This window comes from Blastococcus colisei (assembly GCF_006717095.1).
Classification (GTDB): domain Bacteria; phylum Actinomycetota; class Actinomycetes; order Mycobacteriales; family Geodermatophilaceae; genus Blastococcus_B; species Blastococcus_B colisei.
The window spans coordinates 1,456,883-1,468,563 of the sequence record NZ_VFQE01000001.1 but is presented as its reverse complement, the minus strand read 5'-3'; the positions used below and the strand labels follow the sequence as shown (position 1 = coordinate 1,468,563).

General features: G+C 74.8%; 8 protein-coding genes. 5 read left to right on the top strand and 3 right to left on the bottom strand.

The genetic code is table 11. From position 1 onward, the window contains the following. Nucleotides 1-136: 136 nt before the first annotated feature. Nucleotides 137-523, bottom strand: coding sequence for an STAS domain-containing protein (locus tag FHU33_RS06995; protein WP_142024690.1), 387 nt, complete (start codon nt 521-523; stop codon nt 137-139). Nucleotides 524-721: 198 nt separating this feature from the next. Between FHU33_RS06995 and FHU33_RS06990 the strand changes: the two genes are divergently transcribed. Continuing rightward, nucleotides 722-1,021, top strand: coding sequence for a hypothetical protein (locus FHU33_RS06990; RefSeq protein ID WP_142024689.1), 300 nt, complete (start codon nt 722-724; stop codon nt 1,019-1,021). A gap of 276 nt (nt 1,022-1,297) precedes the next feature. Here the strand turns inward: FHU33_RS06990 and FHU33_RS06980 are convergent, their stop codons facing one another. Then, the gene (locus FHU33_RS06980) at nt 1,298-4,285 is read right to left on the bottom strand and encodes a sacsin N-terminal ATP-binding-like domain-containing protein (RefSeq protein WP_142024687.1); all 2,988 of its coding nucleotides are present in this window, start codon (nt 4,283-4,285) and stop codon (nt 1,298-1,300) included. A 203-nt stretch (nt 4,286-4,488) separates the two neighbouring features. Here FHU33_RS06980 and FHU33_RS06975 point away from each other — a divergent pair, with 203 nt between their 5' ends. From FHU33_RS06975 to FHU33_RS06965, 3 genes are all read left to right on the top strand, one after another. Then, nucleotides 4,489-4,920, top strand: a complete 432-nt coding sequence (locus tag FHU33_RS06975) for an ATP-binding protein (protein WP_142024686.1) — start codon at nt 4,489-4,491, stop codon at nt 4,918-4,920. Nucleotides 4,921-4,986: 66 nt separating this feature from the next. Beyond that, nucleotides 4,987-6,537 carry an aldehyde dehydrogenase family protein gene (locus FHU33_RS06970; protein ID WP_142024685.1) on the top strand — a complete coding sequence of 517 codons (1,551 nt, stop codon included), beginning with the start codon at nt 4,987-4,989 and terminating at the stop codon, nt 6,535-6,537. Next, nucleotides 6,534-8,180 (top strand): GMC family oxidoreductase, encoded by a 1,647-nt coding sequence (locus tag FHU33_RS06965; protein WP_142024684.1) that lies wholly within the window; start codon nt 6,534-6,536, stop codon nt 8,178-8,180. Before FHU33_RS06970 ends, FHU33_RS06965 begins: the two co-directional genes overlap by 4 nt. Nucleotides 8,181-8,224: 44 nt before the next feature. Here FHU33_RS06965 and FHU33_RS06960 read toward each other — a convergent pair whose 3' ends face one another. Further along, nucleotides 8,225-9,553 (bottom strand): MFS transporter, encoded by a 1,329-nt coding sequence (locus tag FHU33_RS06960; protein WP_246063367.1) that lies wholly within the window; start codon nt 9,551-9,553, stop codon nt 8,225-8,227. Between the two features lie 378 nt (nt 9,554-9,931). Here FHU33_RS06960 and FHU33_RS06955 point away from each other — a divergent pair, with 378 nt between their 5' ends. Beyond that, a complete protein-coding gene (locus FHU33_RS06955; RefSeq protein WP_246063365.1) occupies nt 9,932-11,527 on the top strand; it encodes a DEAD/DEAH box helicase in 1,596 nt (531 codons plus the stop codon). Nucleotides 11,528-11,681 lie beyond the last annotated feature (154 nt).

Here is an 11,681-nt window from a genome sequence, read left to right as displayed (position 1 = left end):
TGTTCCTCCACGACCGAACCCGCCCCGTCAGTTGGGAGGGCGGGACCGAGTCTCCACCCAGGCGGCTCGAGCTGCGCAGGCGCCCCGGCCGACGACCGGGGAGAGGGGTCAGGACCTGTCGGTCAGGCCGTGCAGATCAAGCAACGCCCTGCCGCGCGGGCACGGTGGGGTCGTCGTCGACCCGCTCGGCCTTCAGCAGGTCCCAGAGGCCGGTGATCTGCAGCGGGCGGATGACCGCACGGGAGGAGGCGAGAACCCGCATGGTCACGTCCTGGCGGACGGCGCGGCGGTGGGCCGCGGCGAGGACGCAGAGGCCGGCGGAGTCGAGGAACGTGACCTGACCGAGGTCGACGGTGAGCTCGCGGACGTCGCCGTCGAGCAGGACGTCGAGTTCGTGGCGCAGGACGGAGGCGGAGGTCGAGTCGACCTCGCCGGAGGCGGCGACGCAGACGACGGGACCGGAGCCGCTGACGTCGACCGAGACCAGGTCCGTGAGGGGAGGATCGATCGAGGATGCGGTCATTGGAGCCTCCCGAAGCAGAAAACCGGGCCGGTGAGTCGGGTCGGAACTCGACGCCGGCGCGACGGCTGACTGTTGAACCGCTGCCCCGACCGTAGGGATCCGATCCACGCACCGCAAGCCCCTGTCGATCACGCGTGTCCCACTCGTCACACGGGGAGCCGCCCCCGTCAGCCGGGGACGACGCGGATACTGGTCCACGTGTCGGTTCGGTGGGTGCTGGGCAGCGCGGTGGCGGTCCTCGGGTCGGTCGCGGCCTTCCTGCTCCTCGATCCGGTCGTCGCCGCGTTCGTGGCGATCATGCTGGTCACCCTCGCGGTCATCGCCGTGTTCGCCGGCGACTGGGACAGCCACTCCACGTTCGAGGAGCGCGAGCTCGAGCGCGCCCGCAGGCGCAAGGAGAAGTGGGAGCGCGGTGCCGCGGCCCGTGCGCGCGACCGCGCCAAGTGGGAGGCCCACCGCGCCCGCCAGGAGTCGAAGAAGGCCGCACCGGGGCAGTAGCTGCCCGGTACCGCCGGCGTCCGCTGGCTCCGCCAGGAGGGCTGCCGCCGACCATGCGGCCCACGTCACTCACCCCGGCCCGGTGGCTCTCGCTCCACGAGTGCGCGACGCACGCCCAGCGCACCCCGGCCCGGTACACCCGGTGGGCGGCGGGGTGGCCGGCCGTCCACCCACGGGCACGCGCCCGGTGCGGCGGCCATCCCCCGCTGGGGCCAGTGAAGGAGGCATAGGAACCTTTACCCCCATTTCAGGCGCCCTGGGAGGGGGTAAAGGTTCCTATGCCTGGTCCGCGACCGCGTCCTCGGCAGCCAGCTCGAGGGCGTGGTCGGGGTGGGCGAACGCCTCGGCCAGCGCCTGCCGGCGCGACCACACCCCGGCCCGCCAGGCCAGTGCGCGCCCGAGGGCCTCCGGGCTGCCGTCGACGTGGTCCACGTCCTCGCCGGGCCACCAGCGAACCGCACACCCGTCGACGGCGAGGCCCTCGTGGACGACGACGTCACCGGCCAGCACCTCGAGGCCGAGCCGGGCCGCCGCCAGCGCTGCGCCGGGGAGCCCTGCCCACGGACGCCGTTGCCCGTCACCGGTCACCGTGCCGCGGACCCGCTCGCCGGCCAGCGGCAGATCGAGCAGGTCCGCCACCGCGCCGGGCGCACCGCCGGCGGGCACCACCGCCGATCCGACCAGTGGCTGTAGGTACGGCGCATCGAGCACCACCGCGTCGGCCGCGACCCGGTCCGGCGCCACCCGTACCCGCTCCGGCGGGTCGACGTCGATCCCGTCGAGGGCCTCGGAGAGGCGGGCGTAGACCGTCGGCAGCACGTCCGGACGCACCGTCCGCGCCGGGTCGCCGAGCCGGTGGAGCAGGTCGATCGCCCCGTCGACGTCGGCCAGGACGTCGGCCACGGTCGCCGGCGGCCGGAGCCGCGCGAGGACCTCCGGGGCGGCCGACGCCGGTTCGTACAGTCCCTGTAACTCCGTGCTCTCCGGATGCCGGAGGCGGTCGGGACGCCGGCCGTCCAGCACCGGATGGGTCGACAGCCACCAGCGCAGGTAGCCCGGCACCGGCACGCCGTGGAGGACGACGTCCGCCCACGCCTCGGCCGGGAGCGCCACCAGCAGCGGCAGCGCGCCGGGCCAGTCGACGACCAGTTCCAGGTCACGGACGGCGGTCAGCGGCGGCCATCCCGGGAGCGGCCCGTCGGGGGCCAGCCGGTCGAGCGCGCCATCCACCCAGCGGTCCACGCCGTCGACGTCGAGCTCGTCGGGGTCGTCGACCCGCACCAGCGCGAACGTGTCGAGCACGCCGACGGCCCGCAGGGCGTCCGGGTCGGCGGTCGCGGCCAGGTCCGCGTCCAGCACCCCGAGCGACCCTGCCTCCAGGACGGCGGCCAGCGTCGATCCCGGCAGCACCAGCTCCCCCGCCGGCGCCCAGCCGCCCTCGGCGTCGGGCAGCGCGAGCTCCGCCAGCCAGGGCAGCTCCCCCGCCGCCGGGCGTGCCGCCGCAACCAGGGCGAGCACGGCCTCGGCCAGCTCCTCCGGCTCCGGTGCCCCCTCGAGGGCGTCGTCCACGGCGTCCATCGAGGTCTCGACCGCGGCCCGCACCGCCGGGTCGCCGAGGACGGCCTGCGCCGTCGCCGGCCGCGCCCCCAGCCGCTCGAGCAGCCGCCGGGCCGCAGGTGGGGCGACCGCCTCCGGCTCGGCCAGCCGCAGGCCGAGCGCGCCCAGCCGATGGACGGGCAGCCCCGCGTCGGGCACGAGTACCCCGGCAGGACCGTGCGCGGTCCGGCCGTCGGCGAGCGGCACCGGCAGGGCGGCGAGCTCCTCGCGGTCCGCGCCGTCCATGGCGGCGTACAGCGCGGCCCACCACGACGGCGGCCGGTCCACGCCCCGGACCGCCTCCACCGCCTCGGCGATCCCGATCCGCCGCACCCCCAGCGCGGTGAGCGTGCGGGCGTCCGATCGCCGGGACCAGCCGGCGGGCAACAGGCCGGGGACGACGTCCCGGAACGCGGCCACCCGTTCCTCGGTCGGGTCGTCCAGCGCTGCTGCGCGCTCCGGCGCCTGCCGGACGTCCGGGTCGGCCGCCGCCGGCAGCCAGGCCAGCGCCCGCAGCCGGTCGAGGACGGCGCCGCACAGCGCGGCGTCCAGCTCGCCACCGGCCAGCCCCACCCGCGGCACCAGCGCGAGCACCGCCGGATCGGCGGGCAGGCCGGTCACGAGATCGGCGCAGGTGCCGGCGGCGGCCTCGACCAGCGCGTCGGTGACCGGGCCGGGCGCCACGTGCCGGCGGTCGGGGCCGAGCGGGAACGGCGCGATCAGCCGCAGCGGCAGGGACAGGGGCTCGTCGCTCGGCGTGGGTGCGTGGAGTACCTGGCCCGGCGGCAGCGGAACCGGCCGGCCGTCGTCGTCCAGGGGCACCGCCGCGGTCACCGTCCATCCGCGGCGGGACCGCTCCTCGACCGGGCGGTCGGCCACCAGCTCGGCGGCCAGCTCCCCCGAGCGCTCGGCCACCGCCCACGCCGTCGTCCGGGCACCGTCGGTGATCCGGGCCGAGCCCGGCGCGCGCTCGATCCGCAGGGTGCGCTCGGCGCCGTCCACCACGACGTCGATGACGCTCAGGCCCGGCAGGGCGAGCAGCAGCTCGGCGCGGAGGTCCGCCAGGGCCGCCGCGACGACCGGGCCGGCGCCGTCCCGGAGCGGCAGCACGGCCTCGGTCGCGAAACCCTCCGGGGGCGTGCCGCCGGAGGGCCACGGCAACCGCAGCACCGGCACCGCGCCGTCCCGGCGGACGACCTCGGCGGCCAGCCCCGGCACCGCGGTCACCACGGTGCGCGTCAGCTCGGCGCCGAACCGCACCCCGCCCGTCGCCGACAGCACGGCCGGCTCGTCGCTGACCGCCAGCACCGCCGCGAAGCCGACGCCGAAGCGCCCGACGCTGGCCGGCTCGTCGCGCTTGGCCGAGGCGCGCAGCGTCGCCAGCCCCTGCACCCCGGCGGCGTCCAGGGGCGCGCCGGTGTTGGCCGCCCGGAGCGTCGCTCCGCAGAGTTCCAGCCGCAGGTGCCCCGGCACCCCCGCCCGGACGGCCGCGTCGGCCGCGTTCTGGGCCAGCTCGACGAGCAGCCGGTCGCGATAGCCACCGCGGACGAGGTCCTCCTCGGCGTTGGCGTCCTCGCGGAAGCGCGCCGGGTCGGCGGTCCACGCCGCCAGCGCCCGCTGCCGAATCCCGGCGGTGCCGAAGGGGTCGCCGTCGCTGGCGGTCTGCATGCTCCGGCCTCCCCGTGCGCGGGCCGGTGAGCCCGATGGGAGGAGACCCTAGTTCGGCGGGTCGGCCTGCCATCTCCACCCTGCGGGTGATAGGACGGTTCGTCACCGCCGGCAGCGGGCACCGCTGCGGTGAACGACCACGACCGGAAACCACGGCGTGGCAGGTGGCCCGGAGGACCCGGCCCGGCAGCGAGGCGGTGGCAGTGGCGCTCTGGCATCCCGCGCCGTCCCCGTTCGGGTTCCGCGAGCTGTGGTGCCAGGAGCTGCACTCGCTGTCCGAACTGGCGAAGCTGCGGGCCCGCCTGCGGTCCACGCTCACGGGTAGTTCGACGGTCGTGCACCCGGAGCGGGAGCACTGGTCGGAGCGGCTGGTGCTGGTCGCGGACGAACTCACCTCGAACGCCCTGCGGCACGGCGGTGCCCCGGTGGCCACGGCCCTCAGCCGGACCGGCGGCCAGTGGCTGCTCGCCGTCAGCGACTCCTCCACCGAGGTGCCGCCGACGCCCGCGCAGGGCCGCGACCCGAGCCTCGGCGGCTTCGGGCTCTACCTGATCGCCGACCTCTCGGCCCGGCACGGCTGGTTCCGGGAACGCGGCACCAAGACCGTCTGGGCCGTCATCGAGGCCGACGACTGACAGCGGACGTCGCCCGGTCGGGTCACCCTCGTACGGGCCATGTGACTCGCGGGTAACCTGCGCCACATGTCGCTCGTCGAGCAGATGGACACGGTCACCGGCGCCTCCGCCGGCAGCGTCGACCGCCACGCCACCACGCAGACCTTCGAGTCCACGAACCCCGCCTCGGGCGCGGTCGTCGGCGTCTTCCCGGTGCACGACGCCGATGCCGTCACCGAGACCGTCGAGCGCGCCCGCGCAGCGGCCGTGCAGTGGGCCGAGCTGGGGTTCGACGGGCGCAAGGAGCGGCTGGCCGCCTACCGCGGCTACGTCGCCCGGCGGATGAACGAGCTCGCCGACCTCGTCCACCGCGAGAACGGCAAGCCGCACGCCGACGCGATCCTCGAGATCACCCTGACCATCGATCACCTGGCCTGGGCCGGGGCGCACGCGCGCAAGGCGCTCGGCCTGCGCAAGGTGAAGGCCGGCATGCTCGCGGCCAACCACGCCGCGTACCTCGAGTACCAGCCGCTCGGCGTCATCGGGGTCATCGGCCCGTGGAACTACCCGGTCTTCACGCCGATGGGCTCCATCGCCTACGCGCTGGCCGCGGGCAACGCCGTCGTCTTCAAGCCCTCGGAGCACACCCCGGCCGTCGGCGCCTGGATGGCCGCCGCGTGGCGCGCCGCCGTCCCCGACAGCGAGGACGCCTTCCAGGTCGTCACCGGCTACGGCGAGACCGGCGCCGCGCTGTGCCGCGCGGGCGTCGGCAAGCTGGCCTTCACCGGATCGGCCCCGACCGGCCGGAAGGTGATGGCCACCTGCGCGGAGACCCTCACGCCGGTGCTCATGGAGCTCGGCGGCAAGGACGCCATGATCGTCGACGACGACGCCGACGTGGTCGCTGCCGCCGACGCCGCTGTGTGGGGCGCGATGAGCAACGCCGGGCAGACCTGCATCGGCATCGAGCGGGTGTATGCGACCAGCGCCGTCTACGACCGGTTCGTCGCCGAGGTCACCGCCCAGGTGCGCACGCTGCGGCCCGGCTCGGACGACGAGGCGACGTACGGCCCGATGACCATGGCCTCGCAGGGCGACGTCGTCCGCCGGCACGTCTCCGACGCCGCCGCGACCGGTCGGGTGGTCCGGGGCGAGGCCGACCCGAGCCTGTTCCCGAACGAGAACTACCTCGCGCCCGCCGTGCTGCTCGACGTCCCCGACTCCTCCCCCGCCATCTGCGAGGAGACCTTCGGCCCGACACTGACCATCACCAAGGTGCGGGACGCCGAGGAGGCGCTGGAGCGCGCCAACGCCACCTCCTACGGGTTGGCCGGCTCGGTCTTCACGAAGTCGAAGGCCCGGGGGCTCGAGCTGGCCCGCCGGATGCGCAGCGGCATGACATCGGTGAACTCGGTGCTGGCCTTCGCCTCGGTTCCGGCGCTGCCCTTCGGCGGCGTCGGCGAGAGCGGCTTCGGCCGGATCCACGGCGAGGACGGGCTCAAGGAGTTCACCCGCGCCAAGGCGATCACCCGCCAGCGGGTCGCGCTGCCGGTGAACCTGATGAGCTTCAGCCGCCCCGCCTCGGCCACCGACGCGCTGACCCGCGTCATGGGCATGGTCCACGGGCGCCACCGGTGAGCGGCGTTCATGGCCATGAACGCCCCTCGGAGGACGGCCCTGAGGAGTTCGACGTCGTCGTCGTCGGTGCGGGATCCGCCGGCTGCGCGGTCGCCGGCCGGCTGTCGGAGGACCCGACGCTGCGGGTGCTGCTGCTCGAGGCCGGCGGCTCCGACGACGTCCTCGAGGTGCAGATCCCGGCCGGGCTCTACAAGACCTGGCGCACCCGGCTGGACTGGAACTACACGACCGAGCCGCAGCCGGGCCTCGACGGCCGCAGGCTGTTCTGGCCCCGCGGCAAGCTGCTCGGCGGGTCGTCGTCGATCAACGCGATGATCTACATGCGCGGTGCGGCAGCGGACTACGACGAGTGGGCAGAGCTCACCGGCGACCCGTCCTGGTCCTACGACCACGTCCTCCCGCTGTTCCGCCGCATGGAGGACAACGCCCGCGGGGCCGACCGCTTCCACGGTGTCGGCGGGCCGCTGCGGGTGGAGGACCTCCGCTCGCCGCACCCGTGGACCCGCGCCGTCGTCCGGTCCGCGGTGGCCGCCGGCCACCCGCGCAACGACGACTTCAACGGCGCCACCCTCGAGGGCGTCGGCCAGTACCAGGTGACGCAGAAGCGGGGCCGTCGCTGGTCGTCGGCCGCCGCCTACCTGCACCCCGCCGAGAACCGGCCGAACCTGACCGTCCGGACCGGCGCCCTCACCACCCGCGTGCTGGTCTCGGATGGACGGGCGACCGGCGTCGAGTACCGCGCCGGCGGGCGCGTGCACACCGTGCGGGGCACCCGCGAGGTGGTGCTCTCCGGCGGCGCGATCAACAGCCCGCAGCTGCTGATGCTGTCGGGGATCGGCCCCGCCGACCACCTGCGCGAGGTCGGCGTCGACGTCGTCCACGATCTGCCGGGTGTCGGTGGCGGGCTGCAGGACCACCCGCTGGTGCCGGTCGTCTCGACCGTCCGGTCCGGGACGTCGCTGCGGCTGGCCGAGACGCCGGTCAACCTCGCCAGGTGGAAGGCCATGGGGCGCGGCCCGCTGACCTCCAACCTGGCCGAGGCCGGGTTGTTCACCCGGTCGACCCCCGAGCTGACCGAGCCGGACCTGCAGTTCCACTTCCTGCCGGTGAAGTTCTGGAAGCAGGCGGAGATCGACCCGGACGTCGAGGCCTTCAGCACCCTGGTCGTGCTGGTGCGCGTGCACTCGCGCGGCACGGTGCGCCTGCGCTCGGCCGACCCGTCGTGGTCGCCGGCCATCGACGCCGGCTACCTCACCGACGAGCGTGACCTGGACGCGCTGGTGTCCGGCGTCGAGAAGGCGCGGGAGATCGCGTCGGTCGGGCCGCTCACCTCGGTGCTCGCCGAGGAGTGGTCACCCGGCCGCGCGGTGCAGGGACGGGAGGCGCTCCGCGTGTCGGTGAAGAACACCCTCGAGTCGCTGTACCACCCGGTGTCGTCGTGCCGGATGGGCACCGACGAGCAGGCGGTCGTCGACTCCCAGCTCCGGGTGCGCGGCATCGAGGGCCTGCGGGTCGTCGACGCCTCGGTCATGCCGACGCTGGTCCGGGGCAACACGAACGCGCCGACGATCATGATCGCCGAGCGGGCCGCGGACCTGATCCTGGGCCGCTCGGTCGACCCCGCCCTGGCCGCCGCCGGCTGACCCATGCCCAAGGGCGGAAATGGCCATTTCTGCCCCTGGGGGGCTCAGCCGTGGGCCTGGGCGGCCGCGGCTTCCTGCGGGTTCGTCGACAGCAGCGTCTCCGGTCGCGGCGGGAGGTTGCGGCGGATCGAGATGGACGCCGCTGCGGCGACCATGCACAGCCCGCCGGCGAGGAACCAGGCCAGGTCGTAGGAGCCGGTGACGTCGCGGATCACCCCGCCGCCGAACGCCGCCACCGCCGAGCCGAGCTGGTGCGAGGCGAACACCCAGCCGAAGACGACGGGCGCGCGGGCGCCGAAGTGCTCGCGGCACAGCGCCAGCGTGGGCGGCACCGTGGCCACCCAGTCCAGGCCGTAGAAGACGATGAACGCGATCATGCTGACGTGCAATTCCGGCCCGAAGAGGGTCGGTAGCGCGAACAGCGAGAGTCCGCGCAGGCCGTAGTAGGCCAGCAGGAGCACCCGCGGGTCGACGCGGTCGGTGAGCCAGCCGGAGAAGATCGTGCCGGCGATGTCGAAGAGGCCGACCACCGCGAGCAGGCCCGCCGCCGTCGTCACCGGCATGCCGTGGTCGTGCGCAGCCGGGATGAAGTGCGGTTGCACCAGCCCGTTGGTCGACATCCCGCAGATGAAGAAGCCGGCCGCCAGCAGCCAGAACGGCCGCGACCTCGCGGCGAGTACCAGCCCCTGGACCGCCGCGCGGGCGGCACCCGTGCGCACCGGGTCGACGTCGTCGGCCGCCGTTCCTCCGTACGGGGTGACGCCGACGTCGCGGGGCCGGTCGCGCAGCAGCCAGGCGACCAGCGGGAGGACGGCGAGCGCGGCGGCCGTCGTCCCCAGGGAGGCCGCCCGCCAGCCCCACTCGGAGTCGATCCAGGCCACCAGCGGGAGGAAGACCAGCTGCCCGGCCGCGCCGCCGGCGGTGAGGATTCCCGAGACGAGCCCGCGGCGGGCGACGAACCAGCGGCCGGTCACCGTGGCCACCAGCGACAGCGCCATGGAGCCGGAGCCCAGGCCGACGAGGACCCCCCACAGCAGGATCAGCTGCCAGCTCGCGGTCATGAAGACGGTCAGCCCGCTGCCGAGGGCGACCACGACGAGCGCGGCCATCACCACACGCCGGATGCCGAAGCGCTCCATGAGGGCGGCCGCGAACGGCGCGGTCAGCCCGTACAGCGCCATGTTGATCGCGACCGCGGCCGAGATCGTGGACACCGACCAGCCGAACTCCGCGCGCAGCGGGTCGATCAGCACGCCCGGGACCGCGCGGAATGCAGCGGCACCGACCAGCGCCAGGAACGTCACGGCGGCGACCCACCATGCGGGGTGGATGCGATGCGTGCGGTGCGTCGGCCGGGGGGCGGTCACGGTCACGCCGGACAGCATGACCGGTCCGGGCCGCGGTCCGTGCGAACCATCCGGCCGGAATGGACCGGAATCTCGCCAGATCCCCGCCCTCGGACGGCAGTTATGGCCATTTCTGCCAGAGCCGGTGGTCACCCGATGTGACCGGAGACTCCCCCGAGGTGGGACCGGACGCGGCGCATCTCTGGTTGAGTACTACGTACCGGCGCCGCCCTCGCTCATCCGGAGCGGCAGGAATCGACGTCGGGCTGAGGCTGCGCCACCTTGGTGCGCCCGGCTGACCGACGTCTCGCCGACGATGCGAGCCCGCCCTGCCCCTGTGCAGACGCGCCGGCGCTCGCGCTCGCCGAGGTGGTCGTGCGGCCACTCGAGCGTCGAAGGACTCCATTGACCTCCATCAGCAACTCCCCCGCCTCCTCCGAGAGCGGCACGCGTCGCCGTCGCGGCGGACGTGGTCGCGGCACCCGCCCGGCCGGCGAGCAGCAGGGCCAGAACCAGAACCGCCCGGCGGCTGCCCCCGCGCCGGCTCCCGCAGTCGTCCCCGTCGGCGCGGACGCCACCGTCCTGCCGACCGACACCACCTTCGAGGCCCTCGGGGTCCCGGCACCGCTCGTCGAGGTGCTCACCGGCAGCGGCATCACCGCACCGTTCCCGATCCAGGTCGCGACGCTGCCCGACAGCCTGAGCGGCCGCGACGTGCTCGGCCGCGGTCGCACCGGCTCCGGCAAGACCCTCGCCTTCAGCCTCCCGCTGGTCGCCCGCCTCGCCGCGTCGGACAGCCGCCGGCAGCCCAAGCGCCCCCGCTCTCTGATCCTGGTGCCGACCCGCGAACTGGCCAACCAGGTCGCCGCCGTCGTCGACCCGATGGCCCGCGCGCTCGGCATGAAGACGACCACGATCTTCGGCGGCGTCGGCCAGAACCCGCAGGTGCAGGCCCTCGCCGGCGGCATCGACGTGCTCATCGCCTGCCCGGGCCGGCTCGAGGACCTCATCGGCCAGGGGCACTGCGACCTCGGCGCCGTCGAGATCACGATCCTGGACGAGGCCGACCACATGGCCGACCTGGGCTTCCTGCCCGGCGTCAAGCGCCTGATGGACCGCACGCCCAAGGTCGGCCAGCGGCTGCTCTTCTCGGCCACGTTGGACAACGGCGTCGACGTCCTCGTCAAGCGCTACCTGTCCAACCCGATCACGCACTCCGTCGACCCGGCCGTGGCGCCGGTCAGCACGATGACCCACCACGTGCTGCAGGTGCAGAACGCCGACAAGGCCGACGTCGTGCGCCAGCTCGCCTCCGGCCTCGGCCGCAGCGTGCTGTTCACTCGGACCAAGCACCAGGCCAAGAAGCTCGCCAAGCAGCTCACGGCCCAGGGCATCCCGGCGGTCGACCTGCACGGCAACCTCAGCCAGAACGCCCGCGAGCGGAACCTCGAGGCGTTCACCACCGGAGCCAGCCGGGTGCTGTGCGCGACCGACATCGCCGCGCGCGGGATCCACGTCGACGACGTCGCGCTCGTGGTCCACGTCGAGCCGCCGGCCGAGCACAAGGCCTACCTGCACCGCTCGGGCCGCACGGCCCGCGCCGGTGCCGAAGGTGCGGTCGTCACCGTGTCCACTCCCGACCAGGCCGGCGAGGTTCGCACGCTGGCCCGTCAGGCCGGCATCACGCCGAAGGTCAGCGTCGTCCGCCCCGGTGCGCCCGAGATCGAGGCGCTCACCGGCCCGGCCGCCCCCTATGTCGAGCCCGCGCCCATCGTGGAGCAGCCGCAGGGCAACGGCGGCGGACGTCGCCGCAGTGGTGGTGGTTCGGGCCGCGGCAGCGCGTCGGCGAACGCGTCGTCCTCGGGCGGTCGCGGTGGCGCGGCGAAGTCAGGCGGCTCCGGGCGTACCTCCGGCCCGGCGCGCACCCGGGCCGAGCTCGCCGCCCGCGCGGGGTCGTCGTCGGCGGCCTCCTTCAGCGCCCGCTCGCGCCGGGGTCGCTGACCCGCCCGGCCCCTCCTCCCTCACCGTCGCGGGTCCTCCCTCGCCGTCGACGGTGAGGGAGAACCCCCGACGATCAGGAGACCTGATCACGGAGCCACACCCGGGCAGCGGCTCCCCCGGCGGGGACTCCGGTCCGTGGATGAAGCCGGAAGAC

What these genes read in the sequence shown, in the direction of transcription:
- FHU33_RS06995 (WP_142024690.1), bottom strand. Translation starts at nt 523, where the DNA reads ATGACCGCATCCTCGATCGATCCTCCCCTCACGGACCTGGTCTCGGTC.
- FHU33_RS06980 (WP_142024687.1), bottom strand. Translation starts at nt 4,285, where the DNA reads ATGCAGACCGCCAGCGACGGCGACCCCTTCGGCACCGCCGGGATTCGG.
- FHU33_RS06970 (WP_142024685.1), top strand. Translation starts at nt 4,987, where the DNA reads ATGTCGCTCGTCGAGCAGATGGACACGGTCACCGGCGCCTCCGCCGGC.